This window comes from Stieleria varia (assembly GCF_038443385.1).
GTDB lineage: Bacteria > Planctomycetota > Planctomycetia > Pirellulales > Pirellulaceae > Stieleria > Stieleria varia.
Genome location: NZ_CP151726.1, coordinates 7320145 through 7338407 on the forward strand (window position 1 = coordinate 7320145; position 18263 = coordinate 7338407).

The 18263-nt window shown below is 57.1% G+C and carries 14 protein-coding genes; 8 read left to right on the forward strand and 6 right to left on the reverse strand.

Translation table 11 applies throughout. The annotated features are described in order from the left end of the window. Positions 1-4: 4 nt before the first annotated feature. Positions 5-1120: a PmoA family protein gene (locus Pla52nx_RS24575; protein ID WP_197455026.1), complete on the forward strand. Its 1116-nt coding sequence runs from the start codon at positions 5-7 to the stop codon at positions 1118-1120. Positions 1121-1768: 648 nt separating this feature from the next. Here Pla52nx_RS24575 and Pla52nx_RS24580 read toward each other — a convergent pair. The 4 genes from Pla52nx_RS24580 to Pla52nx_RS24595 all read right to left on the reverse strand — a co-directional run bounded on the left by Pla52nx_RS24580 (position 1769) and on the right by Pla52nx_RS24595 (position 8737). After that, the gene (locus Pla52nx_RS24580; protein ID WP_231742605.1) at positions 1769-2956 is read right to left on the reverse strand and encodes a DUF1559 domain-containing protein; all 1188 of its coding nucleotides are present in this window, start codon (positions 2954-2956) and stop codon (positions 1769-1771) included. Positions 2957-3047: 91 nt separating this feature from the next. After that, positions 3048-3215 carry a hypothetical protein gene (locus Pla52nx_RS24585; RefSeq protein ID WP_197455025.1) on the reverse strand — a complete coding sequence of 56 codons (168 nt, stop codon included), beginning with the start codon at positions 3213-3215 and terminating at the stop codon, positions 3048-3050. A 611-nt stretch (positions 3216-3826) separates the two neighbouring features. Then, the gene (locus Pla52nx_RS24590) at positions 3827-7357 is read right to left on the reverse strand and encodes a hypothetical protein (protein WP_146522944.1); all 3531 of its coding nucleotides are present in this window, start codon (positions 7355-7357) and stop codon (positions 3827-3829) included. Between the two features lie 342 nt (positions 7358-7699). After that, positions 7700-8737, reverse strand: coding sequence for a hypothetical protein (locus Pla52nx_RS24595; protein ID WP_146522943.1), 1038 nt, complete (start codon positions 8735-8737; stop codon positions 7700-7702). A gap of 480 nt (positions 8738-9217) precedes the next feature. Between Pla52nx_RS24595 and Pla52nx_RS24600 the strand changes: the two genes are divergently transcribed. Beyond that, complete coding sequence (locus Pla52nx_RS24600) at positions 9218-10405, forward strand: glycosyltransferase family 4 protein (RefSeq protein WP_146522942.1); 1188 nt, start codon at positions 9218-9220, stop codon at positions 10403-10405. A 10-nt stretch (positions 10406-10415) separates the two neighbouring features. Beyond that, on the forward strand, positions 10416-11021 hold the full coding sequence (locus Pla52nx_RS24605) for a lysophospholipid acyltransferase family protein (protein WP_146522941.1): 606 nt from the start codon (positions 10416-10418) through the stop codon (positions 11019-11021). A gap of 2 nt (positions 11022-11023) precedes the next feature. Here the strand turns inward: Pla52nx_RS24605 and Pla52nx_RS24610 are convergent, their stop codons facing one another. Both Pla52nx_RS24610 and Pla52nx_RS24615 read right to left on the reverse strand, forming a co-directional pair. Next, positions 11024-13039: a DUF4129 domain-containing protein gene (locus tag Pla52nx_RS24610; RefSeq protein ID WP_146522940.1), complete on the reverse strand. Its 2016-nt coding sequence runs from the start codon at positions 13037-13039 to the stop codon at positions 11024-11026. 82 nt (positions 13040-13121) lie between these two features. Then, positions 13122-13352: a DUF4339 domain-containing protein gene (locus tag Pla52nx_RS24615; protein ID WP_197455024.1), complete on the reverse strand. Its 231-nt coding sequence runs from the start codon at positions 13350-13352 to the stop codon at positions 13122-13124. A 484-nt stretch (positions 13353-13836) separates the two neighbouring features. Here Pla52nx_RS24615 and Pla52nx_RS24620 point away from each other — a divergent pair, with 484 nt between their 5' ends. The 5 genes from Pla52nx_RS24620 (at position 13837) to Pla52nx_RS24640 (ending at position 18111) form a co-directional block, all read left to right on the forward strand. Further along, a complete protein-coding gene (locus Pla52nx_RS24620) occupies positions 13837-14253 on the forward strand; it encodes a DUF2780 domain-containing protein (RefSeq protein WP_146522939.1) in 417 nt (138 codons plus the stop codon). A 61-nt stretch (positions 14254-14314) separates the two neighbouring features. Further along, complete coding sequence (locus Pla52nx_RS24625) at positions 14315-14674, forward strand: TerB family tellurite resistance protein (protein ID WP_146522938.1); 360 nt, start codon at positions 14315-14317, stop codon at positions 14672-14674. Positions 14675-14677: 3 nt separating this feature from the next. Next, a complete protein-coding gene (locus Pla52nx_RS24630) occupies positions 14678-15340 on the forward strand; it encodes a phosphopantothenoylcysteine decarboxylase (RefSeq protein ID WP_231742603.1) in 663 nt (220 codons plus the stop codon). After that, entirely contained in the window at positions 15340-16251 is a 912-nt protein-coding gene (locus Pla52nx_RS24635) for a dihydroorotate dehydrogenase (protein ID WP_146522937.1), read from the forward strand. Before Pla52nx_RS24630 ends, Pla52nx_RS24635 begins: the two co-directional genes overlap by 1 nt. Positions 16252-16269: 18 nt before the next feature. Further along, positions 16270-18111 (forward strand): ATP-binding cassette domain-containing protein, encoded by a 1842-nt coding sequence (locus tag Pla52nx_RS24640; RefSeq protein WP_146522971.1) that lies wholly within the window; start codon positions 16270-16272, stop codon positions 18109-18111. Positions 18112-18263: the final 152 nt, after the last annotated feature.

The window sequence follows — 18263 nt, forward strand, 5'->3', positions numbered from 1 at the left end:
TGCCGTGAGTTCAACAACCGTTCTGTGCAGACCGTCACGACGAAAGCATCTGCTGCTGATTCTTGGATTCGCCGTTGGCCTGAGCGGAAACGGATACTCGCAGTCACCGCAGGCTGCCCTTGAACCGAGCTCTGACTCGACCGCTGAGACGTCACCAAGCCCATTGTCGTTGGTCAGTGATGATCAACACGTGTCCATCAACCGTGGCGCCGTCGAGCTGCTGCGGTACAACAAGACCGCGTTGCCTGCGCCGCAGGGCATTGATCCCAGTTACGCTCGCAGCGGCTACATTCATCCCGTGCGTACTCCCCGCGGCGTGATGGTCACCGGCGACTTTGCCGCCGATCACCCACATCAGCACGCGATTTTTTCCGCCTGGACGAACACCACTTACGACGGGCATCGCGTCGACTTTTGGAATCAGCACAAGAAAACCGGACTGGTGTCCTATTTAAGTTCTGGAGCCGAGCAGGAAGGCAAACTGGGTGTCTCGTTCAACGTTCAGCAAAAGCACGATGCGTTGAAGGTTGCCGATCAGCCACTGACGATCCTGGAGGAGGAATGGAAGGTCACTGCTGTGAGCAGCGACAACAGTTCGACCTCGCCCTATTTCATTTTCGACATCGAACTGACACAAACTTGCGTTGCCGACAAGCCGCTGATCCTCAACGAGTACCTGTACGGTGGAATGGGTTTCCGCGGCAACAACCAATGGTTCAGTGACGAGTCGGCCAAGGCACTGTCAAAGCTCAAGCCGGAGACCACGGATGCGGCGGACTATCCGCCGATTGAAATCACACGCCATCGTTTCTTGACCAGTGAAGGAAAGCGTCGTTTGGCGGGCAACCACAGCCGTCCCGATTGGGTGGATCTGTCCGGTTTGGTCGATGGAAAGATGGCGGGCATCACGGTGATGAGTCACCCCAGCAACTTTCGGCATCCTCAGCCAGTGCGATTGCACCCCAACAAACCATACTTCTGTTTTTCACCGTGCGTTCTGGGGGCATTCGAAATGAAGCCTGGTGAGACCTACCGAGCCCGATATCGCTACGTCGTCCACGACGGCGAGCCTGATGTCACGCGGCTCAATGAACTGTTTCAAGAGTACTCGCAAGAGTAGGTCGGTTCGTTTTCGCTCTTGGAAAGTCGAACGACAATCGTCGCTCGACTTTCCAAGTCGATAGCGTGTGCTGGCAAACGTTTTGCTAATCCCAAACGCTTTCTTGCGCAGACGCCCCCTCCCTGGCATTCGTCTCAGCGGCTCTGTTCGACCTCCCCCAGCTGTGGAGACTGCTAATTTAGTGAGCCGCGACGCGTGAGCGGCCGGGTCTTACACGAACCCAAGCATCCATTTCAGTGCGTAAAACCCGTGGCTGACGGCCAGCGGCTCAGGGCGTATGACACCAAAGAGCGTTTGGCAGCACAACCATGCTAAGCGGGACGCTATCGCGTGGCGGCTGAAATGCGCAGACTGTTTTCGTGCCAATCCATGTAAACCGTTTCGTGCAAACGTATTGCGAAGACTGTAGTGAGTCGCGTGAATAATCCGGGCTAGCCGCAGGCCTAATTGTTGACGAAACCCATCGAGGCCCGTGACTAGCGCCATCGGCTCACAGACACAACGCAACACCACTGAATCAGCAGTCTCCTGCGCCGGGAGAGGTGACAGTGGTGAGGACGCTGGTGTCTCATTGCGCATGAAGAAACCGGCTTGCCGCGTGTGCGTGCAAGCCGGTTTCAAGGTTGATAAACAGTGTCAGTCAGCCAGCTACTGGTTGAGCTGCTCCTGAATGACCTCTTTGCTGGCGCGAGTCCCCAGGGCGCCCCAAACACCGTAAGGGCTTTTCTTGCCCGGCGATGTCGTCGAGCTACCAACGGGCCAAGCGGGCGAGTTGGCGTATTTATCTCCGGCTTCGATCGAATCGGAGATGAATGTGACCGCACCGTCACCCATCAGAATATGAGCACCGCCTGGGTGACGACTGCCGACGGTGAACATCCCGTCCGAGCCGTCGCCCGAGTAGGCACAACTGACGCCGTTGGGCGGCATGATCGTTGTCACACTGGAGAGCACTGGGCGTCCATCGGTCCACCGCATGCCTTTTCGCTGGGAGGTTCCCCAGTTGTTGGCATTGGTCCCATCAAGGTGGAATTGCGGATCCAGAGGATCAATGGTGCTTTCGCAGTCCGCGGGGGTGATAAAGAATGAAGCGTTCGAGCCACGATTGACGACGGTCGCATTGACCTCCAGCGTATTGCTGTCGACCACGATTTCGCCACACGCGATCGTGTTGCTCAAGCCATCCAGTATGTCACGAAATTTTGTTACCCTCCGCGTTTCAAAGTAACCGCGGTTGTAGGAACCGCGACGTGGCGTGCACCACCCCATCTCATTGCCGTACTGGTCAAAACATGAGTGGTTGTTGCTGGCGATACCATCACCGATACATGCGGCGTAGTTGGTGAAGCCTTCGAAGTTGGCCGGTGGTGTTGCCGGATCGCTTGGGCACCGATAGGTTCCGACTTGAGTCAACCATGGCGTGTAGTTGCGATCCCACGGCACCGGCCCCATGGCTGGGAATGGTGGCGTGCGGGTACTGCCATTGTGATTGATCGCACGAGGATTCGAAATCTGCTCCCACAAGCCTTGTTGCTCGATGAACGGAGTCAAGCCGACCATGTAGCTCAGCAGGTTTCGATTACCAGGGTCGTGGTATGAGCCACCGCTTTGCACAGGGTTCTGCTTGTACGTCGAGTGGTAGTTTTGAATGCCCAACCCGATCTGTTTGAAATTGTTGGAGCAACTCATGCGGCGAGCCGCTTCGCGAGCCGCTTGAACGGCGGGCAACAGCAGCCCAACCAAGATGCCGATGATGGCAATCACGACCAATAGCTCGACAAGCGTGAACGCTCGCCGTCGACTGGCCTCTCCCATCGGGAGTTGTTTGTTCTTCATGGAATCACCATAGAAAAAGACGAAAGAAAAAAAGCCGAAGCGCTGCACTCGAAAGTGCCTCACGTCAACATAAACACGTTGATCTCAGTCGCTATTCGCTACGCTGTTGCGCGGCATACTCGGCTTCCATTTCCGCCATCGTTTCTTCGGAGTGAATGGCGCTGTCGTCCACCGGAGAGACAGTGACAGAGTTATCTGGACCACAGCCAACGGAAACACAAGCCGCCAGGAGCAGCAAGGCAAAGCAAAATCGAGTCATCAAAAACCTCAATGAGAAAAAAGAATGGGAATGGTCGATTGGGCATTCGACCTCCCAAAGCAATGCAGCGGAAACTGCGGATGGGAAGTGAGCTGCCCCTCACCAGCGAATGAAAGCGAACTGCCCGTCCTTGGGAGGACTGACTGCACATGACATCCTTTCGCCGTACTGTGGCTGCTGCATTCACAATCGACGTGATCGGAAATGAAGCACGCGTTAAGACTAGCCCCGCGAGAACCCCAAGTAAACGGACGCGGATCGCAATAAAACGAAAATTCCAGACCATTTCTATATCGGCTCAATTGCCGCAATTCGGTAACTGCGGCAGAAACGACGACACAGCGTTCTTTTTCGCGAATCGTGCACCCTGAATGGGTGGTTTGCGTTCCGCAGATGTAGGTCACGCGCTGCATGACGAAATTCAAACCGGCTGCAACAGCGTAGGGCAGGTTTTCAACCTGCCGAGCATGCGGGAACCCTGGCAGGTTGAAAACCTGCCCCACGGAGCAATCGTTAGGTCAGTTGCTCGGGACGTGCGCAAAATTAGGTGTCCTGTGTCTTTGCAAGAACGACGCGGAGCGATGATTGCTACGTGGATTTCGCGACACGTATTATCCGCACGTCCCCCGCAGCCGCTCAGGCAACTTGAGACGCCCCAAGCGCTCGTGGATCTCCGCCAGCAGGGCTCGACGCTCGTGCGACACCTCCGCCAGATCGGAACGGATCGACCGCTTGCGACTCGCTCGCATCGCTTTCAGAGCCAGATGCGGTTCGATGCGGGATAGGATGGCACGGACATTGGAAATTTCGCCGATGCCAGCAAAACAGTAGCAGTCAGCGTAACCGCATCGGCTGCGGCGAAACTGGGTGATGATGTCTCTGGGACTGACGTCGGTGAGCAGTTCATCGAGAAAGCCGGTGTGTTTTGTGTCCGCCGCACGTAAGGCGAAGCGTAGCGTCGTTCGAAATCGGGCGTTCTGTTCCAGCAAAGCTTTCCAGATCAACTGCATGATCCATGGCTGTGGCATGTTCGTCCGTCCGTCACGCCAGTATTGGCTCTCTTCCACCAGTGAGTCCAAATCGTAGCGACTCAGTACTGCGGTGATCGATTGTTCGATGGCTTCGATATCATCCACAGACGGAACTGCGTTGGATGCATGCTTGATCACCAACTGTTGATACTGCTGCAATAGACAGGCAACAGAGTCACGGTCGCCGTCCACGGCACCGTCGTCGTACCAGCTTGGCGAGACAAGTTCAGATACTCTCGCCGTGGTGCTGCGCGTGGTGTTCATTGCTGTGGCGAGCGAGTTCACGAAGGATTCCACTGCGGATTCGAAACCGTATCGACTCTCATGTGCATACGCCCGATAACGCATCAGTTCGCCGCGATCGCCGAGGGTCAACAGGCACCGTCCCACGACACTGCCGTCATCGGTTCGCCCGTACAAGACTTGTTTGTTGATATCGACGGCGTTGGCGATTGTTGAAAAGAAGTTAAAACCCTCTGGTGCCAAGCATGTCTTGAACCAATGTCCCATCAACAGGTAGTCCATCGGGTCCCGGGAGATTTGCAGGGCATACGCGGGGGCGTTGCCTGGTTCAACTCGTGTCGTTCGGTTGGTGTCCAACCAGGGCGACAGTTCGATTCCCAGATCGGTCATCCGCTGAACAAAGGCTGCGTTCTCTGGTTCTTCGACGCCGGGGCAAGTTTCCCCGGCGAATGAGCGTTTCAAGAGTCTGACTCCCAGGCGTCGCATCCGGGCTTCAAGTCCTGCGACACGCGCGATCAATAGCTGCAAGTCTTGCCGGTCGATTTGATCCGACGGAATGGGTTGCTCGCCAAGATCAAGAAACACTCTGGCTTGATCGGAAAGAGATTGGATCACCCATTTCTCATATCTCGACAACGCACGGTGTTCGATCTTTTCTGCCAGCCGCGCCAGGCGTTCGTCGCTGACGGCGAGTTCACTTGTCAGCAGCCGATCGATCGCTTCGACCCGCCGGGTGAATCGAGCACGTTGCGAGTCATCGAGTTCCGCGGATTCGAGTCGCTGCTGCAAAAACTGCTTTTCCGATTGCCGTTTGCTGGTATCCACAAAATCATGAGCCAGCACGTCGCGAGCGATTTGCTCTGAATTCTCACAGGCTTGAGCGAGCAATCGCAATGACTCGTGGAGACGTTCGGGATAGCGAGCGATCCAGTCATCGTTGGCCAATTGCGGCGGGCTGCTGCTGACGGACAAACCACTTTCAACGATGGCTGAGGCAAGGTTTGCTAATCGCTGCAATGGTCGGTCACCTTCGTCGTGAACGAAACGCTCAATCATTCGACGACCAAGCGGAGAAACCGACAGCGGGTGCAACGCGATCAAATCGTCTTCGTCGATATACTTTGAATCGATCGACCAGAGCAGCGCCGCGAGTGCCCTGGGATGCTCGACAAACGGTTGTGCTGAATAGATTTCTTTGGCAGTCACTCCGTTGACCAAAGTTTGCGTGTGGTTGAAAGCGATGACCAGTTGGGTCGCGTCAGAAACGCTGGGGCAACCTGCAATGATTTCCGCGAGCGATCGAATCAAGTTAGACTGAGTGGGCAGTTCGTCCAAACGGTCCAATTCACAAATGAGCTGAATGAAGGCCGTCAGATCGGGCGTGCGCTGATAGGGTTTTGCAGGTCGCGAGACGGGCTGGCTGGTTTCGAGCCATGGCTCAAAGACTTGCAGGGAGGTCGATCGACCTTGGGGCAACATCTGCCGGATGCACGTCAGCATCCGGTGGGGGTGTTGTGAGCTGCAGACACAGTCGGACAAGCCGAGAAATATTCGCTCGATCGATCGTAGGACACATGCCGACTGCTTGCTATTGCGAACTTGGTTCCATCGAGACAGCAATTGAGTGACCAATGCCACTTGGGTGCGAGGCCTCAGCACGCTGGCTCGCATCCAGGCCGCGATCGATTGCAGAAAGGGATCGGGCAGGTCGATGCCTTCGCCGAGCAGCAATCCCCATTGCATCACAAGTGCGGCGTCCTGGTCCTCGATCATTCGGGCATGGGAGACTTCACGCAACGGTTTCTTGAAGGGGGCTTTCGTCCACGCGCGAGTGACCTGCTGGACTTGCTGCAATTCGCTGCAAATTCGCTCCAACCGCTTCGCTTCGGCGTGCAACTGAAGAGCAATCTCGTCGATGGTTTCCGCTATCGTTGGATTTCCCAACTCGCTCAGGACGTCAAGCAACGCGTTTCTGCGGCTGCCTTTTGCCAACAGGCTTTCATCGATCCAGTGCATCACCAGCGGCAGCATGGTTTGTCGCTCTGCGGGTGCTGAGTCAGACGACTCCGTTGCAGCCGTCTTGGTCGACTGTTCCCGGCGAAGTCGCTCCGCATGATGCCGCACGAAAACACTTGGATCCGGATGATGAATGAAGCGGAATCCGTCACTGAGCAGGAGGTTTGCGATTCGTTCGACACAACTTGGAGCTCGAAATCCGTTGCTGAGGCAAACGAGTTTGAGTTGCAACGCCAAGGGATCGGGCAGCACGGATGGAGTGGATGCTGGGCAGCCATCAAAAACTTTCAATCGCATCAGTCCTTCTGCGGAATTGTCGATCCAATCGATGATCGACGAATCGGCTGGCTGAGGACTCATCCGTTCGGCCATCTGAATCGCCAAGATGCATCGCTCCAGCTCCGGGTGCCGCCGTCGAAGCGTCAACCAAGCACGCTGGGACTTGTCGGTGGAGTCCGCGTGTTCAAATGACTCTCGTAACAGAGACACCGGCGCTCCCTCGTGCACGACACATTTCAGGTTGGCAATCAGATCATCGAACCGTGTCAGCCATTGATCGGGTGATTCAAACAGTTCCGTCAGGGCGTTGGGAAATTGATGTCTCAAGCGCGAGACGGTGAGCTCGGAGCGGCGAATGATTTCACGGTCGATAAGGATCGGCGTGACGGCTCCGGCGGAACCGGGCTTTGGCAGACAGCACCAGTGGACGGAGTCTGGCTGTCGGGATCGCGGAGTCGCAGAAAAGTCGGCAATCGGGAATCCGATCGTCCATTGCAAGTCACGACGGTACATCAATCGCGCCCGGGCGATGCCTTCTCTTGCTCTGCGTTTCTTTTCCGCGCGATCGGCCATGGCACAACTCGATTAACGACAATACCGCAGGGGTCGGTGGCGCTCTTGCCCAGATGATTCATCAGCCGGCACGCGATAGCATCCGGTTCCCAAGTATAGGCGTGAGAACCGGACGCTATCACGTGGCGGCTGATAGGCGCAGACTGTTCTCGTGCCAATCCACGCAATCCGGTTGTGCAAACGTGTTGCGAAGAGCGTAGGGACGTGTTGGGGGGAGCGATGTCGCCTTTGGCTTGTCGTTAAACGAAGGGGGGGTAGCGATGTCGCCTGCGGCTTGTCGTTAAACGATGAGGCGCGGTGGGGGGACGCGGGTTGGGACACGTCCGTGGCCGATAGGTTCAGCTAGAATCGCGGCGATGGCGATCGCCACTGCAGATTACTGCGTTGCTGTTGAGAAACGGGTGCCGTGGTTGGCAAGCCCATTGCGGTCCTGTCGACTGGATCGGACGCTCCGTAGTCGTTCATCTGAGTCGCGTCGGCGAAGGCTTGATTGCCCGAAAGTGAGTTCGTGTTATAGCCCGCATCGGCTTGCATGCGCGGATCGGGCAGATCGTTGGCGCCCGAAAGGGGAGCGGCGTTGCCACTGGGGGCGAAACCAGGGGCTGTGCTTTGCAGCGGAGGCAGGATTCCTGGCGTGGAGTAGACCGTTCCGTTTGATGAAGGCCCGTTGATTGTAGTTCCGTTGATTGCAGCGCCGCCAAACGCTGAGCCGGCTTGTCCCGCACCGTAATGGATCGGCGGTGCCGAGTTGAATTGAGGCGAGTTGTATTGGGGGTCATTTCCGTACGATGAGCGATAGCCAGGTGGCGGCGGTGCGTTGGTCAAGTCGATGACTTGCATGCCGCCGGTGCGTGGTCGCCCCAGGCTGTTATTCTGATCGGAGATGTTATTGGGAACCATCGAACCGTTGTTGTTGCCATAGGCGTCTGGCGAATACATGTTCGGTTGAGATGAGTTTCCCATGCCGTTGGAAAACGCAGCGCCGCCCGCGGGCTGAACTCCTGAGCCGACGGTGCCGAAATCACTGGCACTCGCAGGCGAGACTGCATCGCCGCGCCAGCCATCATTGGTTTGGTATTGTGGTGCATAGTTGCTCGACGGGGCCAATGATGCTTGGCCGCCCATGTAGTTGTTGGGCACCGTGTAGGAGCCGGTCGATGGTGGCGGAACACGAGTCGCTCCTCCCATCGGCCCGATCGCGGACGTCGGTTGGATCGGCGAGAGCATGCCGCTGGGGACCATCGGCGAGACCGGGGTCAGTGGCGAACCGGGCGTGACCCCAGTGGTTTGACGGCACCCCGTTGCAAGCAACGCGAGCATGCCCATCGCGCACATGTTGCGCAAGGCAGGCGATCCGGATCGTTGAATGAGTTGGTGCATCACTGAAATGCCTGTGCATGCTTTTGATGAGCGGTGAATTCCGATCAAAACGTCTGACGCGTCGACTGCTACGTTTCGATCCCTGTTACCGAATTCCGAGGGTTGGCCCCGGGGCTCGGACTCTGAGTAACTGGGCTTTAGCAAAACTTGGGATTTCCTCGAAAGACCAGAACGATGCAGCGCGCGGTGTGATTGGTCTGTGATTCGCCTGCGTTGTGACTTGGGCAAGCTAGCAAAACTGGTCAGTCAATCCGGACAATCGCTACAGACCGCAGGGATCACTTGGGGGCGGTCGTTCACGTTGGAGTCGTTTTCTTTGCGGCGATGCTTGGGCCGCTGGTGAGCTAAACACCCTGTAGCTACTCCGCTGGTTGATTGCGTTTTTCTCGCCTCGCTTTGTTGTTTGTGCTCATGTTGACCCCACGCCGTCAGATTTGGCGCTCGATTTCTCCTCGCAGTTCGGCAGGCCCGTTGAACTGCATGTTTGTGATCACCAGCATGCCCGTCGGTGGCGCGGAGACATTGCTGGTGAACATGATGCGTCGCATGGATCCGGCGGTGATTCGTCCCGAGGTGGTCTGTCTCAAAGAACCAGGTCCACTTGGTGAGCAGATTGCCGGCGAATTTCCGGTGACGGCCAGTTTGTTGAGCGGAAAATGGGACCTTCGCGTTTTACCGCGACTGATTCACTTGATGCGTCGACGCCGATCCGATGTGGTGATCACGGTTGGGGCGGGAGACAAAATGTTTTGGGGGCGTTTGGCGGCTTATTTGGCCGGCGTGCCTGTGATCGCGTCGGCGCTGCACAGCACCGGATGGCCTGACGGCGTGGGACGGCTGAATCGTTTGTTGACGGGAATGACCGATGCGTTCATCGGGGTAGCCGATTCTCACGGCGAGTTTCTCCGGGAATTCGAACGATTTCCTGATCATAAGGTCCACGTGATTCGCAACGGAGTGGATTGCGATCGGTTCGTACCCGACCAATCGGCACGAGAAAGTGTTCGTGAGGAACTGGGTTTGGCCGCCGAGACGTCATTGGCCGGGATCGTCGCCGCGTTGCGTTCGGAAAAGAATCACTCGATGTTGATCGACGTGGCCGCTCGATTGAAATCATCCCACCCGGATCTGCATTGGTTGATCATCGGCGACGGTCCTGAAAAAGAATCGATCGAAGCGTCTGCGAAGCGGTTGGGGGTCGCGGATCGAGTCCACCTATTGGGAACGCGTCACGATACGCCGCGCTTGGTTGCTTCGCTGGATGTGTTCACCTTGTGCTCGCTCAACGAAGCATCACCGGTCTCGATCCTGGAAGCACTCGCGTGTGGCGTCCCGGTCGTGTCCACGGACGTGGGCTCGATCAAAGAGTCGATCCTGGAAGGCAAAACGGGGTACTTGGTGGCATCGGAGGACGTGGACGGGTATTGCGACGCGGTGGCAAAGGTGATGGTTTCACCGGAAACGCGGCGGGAGATGGGGCGGGCAGGACGCGAATTGGTCATCCGCACAGGTTCATTGCAGTCGATGGTCAGCGGATACCAGGACTTGGCGACCAAGCTCTACGACAGATGGGTACGTCCAGCGACAGAAGCGTCAGCGGGGTTGGTACGGACTGCCACAGAAATCGCTTCCTCACCGCGACTTCGCAAGTCGTCGGCGAGCAAGTAGACTTCCGCACATGACCCTCACTAGTCATGTGATCGTTCTGCTCGCCAAACTCTTCAGCGGCTTCACCGTGCGCTGGGTGGATTGCCAGCCGGACACCTGCCAACGAATCTATTTCGCGAACCACACCAGCCATTTGGACGCTGTCGTGCTGTGGTCCGCTTTGCCGCGCGAATTGAGAATGGTGACGCGGCCCGTTGCGGCCAAGGACTATTGGTCACAGGGCTGGCTCAAGCCGCACATGGCAAAGAGCTTCAACGCACTGTTGATCGACCGCAAAGAGATCAAGGTCCACCGCAGCCCCATCGACATCATGCTCAGCGAGATGGGAGACGTTTACTCGTTGATCGTGTTCCCCGAAGGCGGCCGGAGCAGTGGTGACGAGATGGGGGAGTTCAAAAGCGGTCTGTACTACATCGGCAAGAAACGTCCCGACTTGGAGCTGGTCCCGGTGTACATCGACAATGTCAACCGCATTTTGCCGCGTGGCGAGTTCCTGCCGGTGCCGCTGCTGAGTTGCATCACGATCGGGCAACCGATTTTCTTGGAGGCCGGTGAGCCCAAACAGGAGTTCTTGGCTCGGGCACGAGAGGCCGTTCAGCGTTTGAAAGAAAAGTAGGTTCAGCGTGACATGATCTGCCAAATCTGTTGAGCCACCGCCAGATCGTTTTGCCCGGCGTTGCCGCGTCCGTAAACAACACGGTTGTAGGCTGCGGCCAAACGCCCCGTGGGTTCGCTCAGTTGAGGTGACGCCGATGCGGCGCGGCGGACAAACTCGTCGGGCGTTTCATCTTTTTGACGCAGCGCACCGCGGTCACGCATCCACGCTTCGTAGGCTTGAAAAGTGATCACGATCACGCGACGCGGATCCGATTCGACTCCGATCGGGTTTCGGAAGGACGAGAACGGGCGACGAAAGGCTTCGGCGCTTGCCGCCGTTTCGGCTTCCGATTCCTCGACCGGCGTGGCTGCTTGGCCGCCAAACAAACTCGCCCACCACGCGACAAACGCCGCCCAGTTGCGGAAGACGAAAACCGCGACGATCACCAGCAACACCAACATCAGAATCAGCTTCAACAGACTGCCCAGCCCGGTGAGTAGTCCAGACAACATTTGTTTGAGCTGACTGGTCATCGAAGGCGAATCCGATTTCGGCTTGCTTGCCTCGGACTCAGGTGGCTGTGACTGCTGTGATTGTGATGACTCGGGTTCCTTTGACTCGGGTTCCTTTGCGGACTCATCGTCCTGGGGTGGTTTCGATTGGGTTTCTTGCTTGCCTTCTTGTTGAGGCTGCTGTGACTGTTGTTCGTCGCCAGAGTCGCTTGGCCGCTGTTGATCGGAGTTCTCGGACGGTTTGGATTTTTGGGACTGCTCCGACTGCTGAGACGATTCGGACGCATCTTTTTGCTGGGACTGCTCCGTCGATTCACTTTGTTGAGAAGGCGAATCCGCGGGTTTTCCCTTCTGTTGTTTGTCACCATCGGGCGACTTGGACGGCGAGGAGGGTTTTTGTTCGGACGGTTGGCCGGAGGAATCGGGGCTGCTGGACTCTTGCTCCGACGCGCCGCTCTTGCCTTTGTCGGAGGATTCGTCTGATGGCGGTGCCGATTGCGAGTCACGGTTTTTGGCGTTGGGGTCGCCCTCGGATGCTTCACCGGGCTGTCGCTCCCGGTCTGACTTTCCCTGGGTTTGTTTGCCCTGCGGCTTTCGGTCTTGGTCGGTTTGGGCGGACTGTTCGTCCGACTTCTCAGCAGCTTCGTCGCCCCAGCCCTGCGAGCTGGCCTGTTTTTCGTCTGGCGTGGTCAACCATGCAGGCGGTTCCAGCGAGGCGAGCAACTGGCCTGGCAGGGGCGCGATGTAGGCCACCAGCAGGACGATTGCGATCAAACCTAATCCGCCGGCTAGCCAGGCCACGGAAACGTTGTGCGGCATGTCGACTTGACGCTGACGCAGATAGCGGCGTAGCCCCAGAAAGCTCGTCGTCACCAACAGGGAGAGGCTGGAAAAGAGATAGAGCGCGAGGAATTTCAGCGACTGCGACCACAGCAAATCATTGCCACCCAAGAAAAACTGCCCCAGTCCGAACAGTGGCAAAGCCGCCAGCGCCAGGTAAAACACCGTGCGTCCGGGCTGATGCGTCTTTCGGGGCGGCGCGGCAGTTGGCTCAACGGCGTTGTCTGCCTCTGGACTTGTCTGGTCGTTTGTCTTTCTCAGCGCCTCTGCATTTTGACGGATCAGAATCCTGCCCGAGTCCATCAACCCTTCGCCGCTCGCGTCGACATCATCATCGATCAGGGTGCAGTCGTAGGTGATTCGATCGGACAGGTAGGCGATCATCACCAGGATCGGAATCGCCAACAGCGGAGAACCGACGTATTGACTCAGCACCAGCAATGCCGCTGCGCCCAAGGCACCCAGGTAACCAATCGAGTACTCACGGCTTTGTTCGATGGACACCCTCGCCACCGCGACGGACCCCATCGTGTACATCAACAGGATCCAGGAGACGCGACCGCCGAACCCGCCTTGGTAGATCAGCAACACAAAGAACTGTGCCAGACTGCTGATCATCACAAAAATAAGAATCGGAGCCACCGCGATGGCTGCGTAATCGGCGACAGTCTTGGGCGGGGCCACCTAACGATTCAGCTTTGCGTTGAAGTCAAGAGAGAACAAAACCACTGCGCACCATTCGGGCATCCGACGCGGCATTGTCAAATCACTCGCCTGCTTGTTCCGCATCCGGGTGCGCCGCCAACCAACGCTTCATCGCCGGCCCGACCTTCTCCATCTTAACCCACTTGCCTCGCGTCTTACTGCTTTGGACCAACGTATCAGGCTCAATTTGCCCTTTATCGATTCGATGTAGTAAATCCGCTTCGCTGATGGGGCCAACGCGACGCGATTTGCGAAGCCACCCCGTGCCCATGTAAAACCAATCTGCAGTCATGGATCATCTCCTAGATGAATGTTCATCCGAATATCGCGATCAAGGTACGTCTTTAGATGCACTAATTACGCAACCCAGTGCTGTGGAGGAAAGGCAGATTGATGGGGAAACCAATCGCCTATACCTGCATGTTAACGTGAACCATTTCCCCGATGAAGGTCGTTACGGGGAAAACCAGCTCATTTCTGACGAACGGGCCCTCCAGTGAGGGGTGAGCGTTTGTCGATTTTTGGGGGCTCAGGTCCGCACATCCCTGTTTCCGCACGTCCCTCGGCGTATCTTCCAAATGGAGGAACAAAACCTTCGCAAGTCTCTGTCACCTCTCCCGGTCGCTGGAGACTGACCACATTCTGACGCTGGATGGTGCACAAGTCTCTTCGGGCTCTCTCTTGGTTGGCCCATCTATACGTTCCGACCGAAAAACGCCAAGCTATCGGCTGATTCAACACCGCATTGCCAATCGAATCTCGGAAAAGAAACAAGAATGGACGAGCTGATCCAAAAATTGACCAACCAATTGGGTATCGATCCGAGCGTCGCGGCGTCAGCCACCGCCAAAGCGATGGCTTTGGTCAAAGAACAGGTGGGCGACGATCTCTTTTCCAAGATCTCCAACGAAATCCCAGGCGCCGATTCCGCAGCCGAACAAGCAGATGCGCCAGGCAGCGTTGCCGGAGGGGGGTTGATGGGAGCGATCGGTGGACTTGCTGGAGGACTCTTGGGTGGTTCTGTTGGCGACGCGGCCAAGCTGGCTCAAGGGCTCAGCGCCAGCGGTTTGCAAGCCGGACAATTGGGCGATTTCGCGTCCACACTGGTTTCGTTTCTGAAAGAAAAGCTCGGGGACGATGTGGTGCAGCAAATCGTCAGCAAAGTCCCCGCCTTGAAAAGCTTGCTAGGCTAATCGCTGTCTGTCCCGCGTCCACCTCTCATACGCACACACAACTCATCTCACGCAACGTTCCATGTCCGCTTCTGAATTTACAAAACGCCAGCGTCAACTCCGCAATCTCGTGGTGATGGCATTGGCTGATGGTTCCATTGGGGAACGCGAAGTGAACTTGGTTGCAGAACGCTGTCACGAACTCGGTTTGGGCGAGTCCGATTTGCAGAAAGCGATGGAGTTCGGATTGGGGGACGATGCCGCTTTGGAGTTGCCCGTCAACGTGGACGAACGCAATGAATTGATGCAGGATCTGATCCGCATGATGGCCGCCGACGGCCATTTGGATGAGAGCGAGAAGCGTTTGTTCGCGTTGGCTGCCGTGAAGATGAACATCTCCACGGCGGAACTGGAGCAATTGATCGATGCGACGCTGAGTTGATTTGTGGCAAAGATTCTGATCACGTCTGGACCTACACGCCAATACTTGGACCCGGTCCGCTATCTCACCAACGCGTCGAGTGGCCGAATGGGCGCGGCGCTTGCCGATGCCGCATTGCGTCTGGGGCACGATGTCGTTGTTGTCAGCGGCCCGGTGTCGATCGACTATCCTCGCGGAGTGGAGTTGGTCCAAGTCACCACGACCGACGAAATGCTGGACGCTTGCCGGCGACTCTTTCCGGAATGTGATGGTGCGATTGGAGCTGCGGCGCCGTGTGACTACATGCCGCATTTTGTTCAAACACAGAAAATCGCAAAAACTGGCGAGCCGATCGCTTTGGAGTTGATCGAGACACCGGACGTCGTCGCGATGATGGGTCAAAACAAACGCGCCGATCAGTGGGTCGTCGGGTTTGCCCTGGAGACCGCCGACCGGCGTTTCCGAGCCACGGTGAAACTGCAAAAGAAACACTGTGATCTGATCGTCAGCAACGGACCCCAAGCGATCGATTCGTCGGACAACGAAGTGGAGTTGCTGAGTCCTGATGGTACGGTCGTGATTGCGGTGCGTGGCGACAAGCAATACGTCGCCGACGAACTATTGCAACACATCGAAAAAAGACTTGTTCTCCACCAACCGAAACAAAATTCGGCCAAGGACACGTGATGGATTTATCGACTCAACTGGGACGTCTGAAACTCAAGAATCCGATCATGGTCGCATCCGGGACGTTTGGATACGCGCGAGAAATGCAGGGCATCGTCGATGTCCCCAAGCTCGGTGCCGTGTTGCCCAAGACGATCACCGCAGAACCACGTATCGGCAATGCACCCTGGCGCACCGTCGAGACATCCGCCGGACTGCTCAACGCCATCGGCTTGGACAACGACGGCGTGGACGCGTTTTTACAGCACCACTTGCCCTACTTGAAGGAACTCGGAACTTCCATCGTGGTCAGCGTCGCCGGACGCACCGTGGATGATTTTGTTTCTCTTGCGGCGCGGGTCGGCGCAGAAGGCGTCGCGGCAATCGAGTTGAATTTGTCTTGTCCCAACGTCAGCGGCGGTGTCGACTTCGGCACCAACGCCAAGTCCTGTGAGGAAGTCGTGTCCGCGGCTCGCAAAGAATGCGCCGTGCCCTTGTTAGCCAAGCTGACACCGAACGTGACACGCATCGCGGAAATCGCGCAAGGGGCCGCCGACGGAGGCGCCGACGCGGTTTGTTTGATCAATACCGTCTTGGCGATGGCAATCGATTGGCGGAAACGACGACCGATCTTGGGCAACGGCATGGGGGGGCTCAGTGGACCGGCGATCAAGCCCATCGCGTTGCGTTGTGTTCATCAAGTCCGCCAAGCGGTTTCTATTCCGATCATCGGCATCGGTGGTATCGCCAACATCGACGACGTCATGCAATTCCTGGTCGCCGGTGCGTCGGCGGTGCAAATCGGCACGGCCAACTACTACGACCCGACGGTCTCAACACGATTGATCGACCAGTTGCCCGATGCGCTCGCGGAGCTAGGTGCCCAGTCGATCGCCGATGTGGTGGGAACTTTGGACCTGAGTAAAGCGTAACGACCCAACGTCATGTCATTGATCGCTATCGAAGAAGTCAGCATCGGTTTTGCCGGCCCTCAACTGCTGGAGTCCGTCTCCGCCCGCATCGAAATCGGGCAACGAATCGGTTTGCTTGGTCGCAACGGCGCGGGCAAAACGACTTTGCTGCGTATGCTCAGCGGTCAGATCCAACCGGACAACGGCACGATCAACGTCCGCCAGGGCGTCCAGGTCGCGAGGTTGACGCAAGACGTACCGACTGACTTGAGCGAACTGGGTGAACTGCCCGGCGGCGACGCGCACAGCGTCCGCAGCGTGGTGCTCGCCGGCCAGATCGGCAAACAAGGCGTTGATGACAGTTGGGCGATCGAACACGCCGTCGATACCACGCTCTCACAGATGAACCTGGACCCCGACGCGATCTTTGAGTCACTTTCCAGCGGCATGAAACGCCGTGTCTTGCTGGCACGCTCAATCTCGACTTCACCCGACGTGCTGTTGTTGGACGAACCGACCAACCACCTCGACATTCCATCGATCCTGTGGCTGGAGGATTTTCTGTCGCGGTGGGACAAGACACTGGTGTTCATCACCCACGACCGCTCGTTCCTGCAAAAACTGGCGACTCGGATTTGGGAGATCGATCGCGGACGATTGTTCGATTGGTCGTGTGATTACGAAACATTCCTGAAACGAAAGCAGCAAACGCTGGAGGCGGAGGAGAAACAGAACGCTCTGTTTGACAAACGACTGGCCGAAGAAGAACGTTGGATCCGAACCGGCATCAAAGCACGCCGGACCCGCAACGAAGGCCGCGTTCGTGCGCTCAAGGAAATGCGTAACCAACGCGCGCAACGACGCACTCAAGAAGGGACGGCGAAGCTGAACTTGCAAACCGCTGCCCGCAGCGGTGCGTTGGTGGCCGAAGTCGAATCGATTTCATTTGCCTACGGCGACACGCCCATCGTTACCGATTTTTCGACAACGCTGATGCGGGGCGACAAGATCGGGATCATCGGTCCCAATGGCGCCGGCAAGACCACTCTGTTGAAACTGCTGTTGGGACAACTCAAACCCGACTCCGGAAAAGTACGTTTGGGAACGAATCTCAAAGTCACTTACTTTGACCAGCTTCGCGATACCCTCGATCCAGAATTAACGGTCCACGAAAATGTCGGCGAAGGAAGCGAGCGGCTGCAAATCGGCGATACGACTCAGCACATCATGGGCTACTTGCAGGATTACCTGTTCACACCAGAGCGTGCCCGGACCAAAGTCAAGTTTCTCTCCGGCGGCGAAAAGAATCGCGCGTTGCTGGCCAAGTTGATGACCAAGCCGGCCAACGTGATCGTCTTGGACGAACCGACCAATGACTTGGACGCGGAGACCCTGGAGCTGCTGGAAGAACAGCTTGCCGAGTACAACGGCACGCTGTTGATGGTCAGCCACGACAGAACGTTCCTCAATAACGTGGTCACATCGACGATTGTTTTCGAAGCCGATGGGCCGCGCGAATACGTGGGTGGATACGACGATTGGCGGGCCGCCGTCGCCCGACGCGAGTCAGCGGGCGGTGATGGTGGCAAGTCCAAGGCTGCCGCAAAGAAATCCGCGGACTCGCCAGCCACGTCCGCCCCTGCAGTGACCCCGACCGTCGCTGCCAAGAAACTCTCCTACAAAGAAAAACGCGAATTGGAGCAGTTGCCCGTCTTGATTGAGCAACTGGAAAGCAAGATTGCTGAGATGCATGACGCGATGGCGGCAGCGGACTACTACCAACGCGACGGCGAATTGATCGCCAAGGACGCCGCCGAATTGAAACAAGCCGAGTCCGATTTAGAGACCGCCTACAGCCGCTGGGAACTGCTGGAGGGCTGAAGCGGATCGCCATCCGTCGCTCGACGTCCCATTCGATAGCGTGCAGCGTCGACAGGCTCACCCCCGCAAACGCTGAGAGCCGTGACGCTCTCTTGAGCGCCAGCGGCTGATCAATCACCTCGCTAACGATCCGGCAGATCGAGCGTCGATTC

What these genes read in the sequence shown, in the direction of transcription:
- Pla52nx_RS24585 (WP_197455025.1), bottom strand. Translation starts at nt 3,215, where the DNA reads ATGACTCGATTTTGCTTTGCCTTGCTGCTCCTGGCGGCTTGTGTTTCC.
- Pla52nx_RS24625 (WP_146522938.1), top strand. Translation starts at nt 14,315, where the DNA reads ATGTCCGCTTCTGAATTTACAAAACGCCAGCGTCAACTCCGCAATCTC.
- Pla52nx_RS24580 (WP_231742605.1), bottom strand. Translation starts at nt 2,956, where the DNA reads ATGAAGAACAAACAACTCCCGATGGGAGAGGCCAGTCGACGGCGAGCG.
- Pla52nx_RS24590 (WP_146522944.1), bottom strand. Translation starts at nt 7,357, where the DNA reads ATGGCCGATCGCGCGGAAAAGAAACGCAGAGCAAGAGAAGGCATCGCC.
- Pla52nx_RS24605 (WP_146522941.1), top strand. Translation starts at nt 10,416, where the DNA reads ATGACCCTCACTAGTCATGTGATCGTTCTGCTCGCCAAACTCTTCAGC.
- Pla52nx_RS24595 (WP_146522943.1), bottom strand. Translation starts at nt 8,737, where the DNA reads ATGCACCAACTCATTCAACGATCCGGATCGCCTGCCTTGCGCAACATG.
- Pla52nx_RS24615 (WP_197455024.1), bottom strand. Translation starts at nt 13,352, where the DNA reads ATGACTGCAGATTGGTTTTACATGGGCACGGGGTGGCTTCGCAAATCG.
- Pla52nx_RS24600 (WP_146522942.1), top strand. Translation starts at nt 9,218, where the DNA reads ATGTTTGTGATCACCAGCATGCCCGTCGGTGGCGCGGAGACATTGCTG.
- Pla52nx_RS24620 (WP_146522939.1), top strand. Translation starts at nt 13,837, where the DNA reads ATGGACGAGCTGATCCAAAAATTGACCAACCAATTGGGTATCGATCCG.
- Pla52nx_RS24635 (WP_146522937.1), top strand. Translation starts at nt 15,340, where the DNA reads ATGGATTTATCGACTCAACTGGGACGTCTGAAACTCAAGAATCCGATC.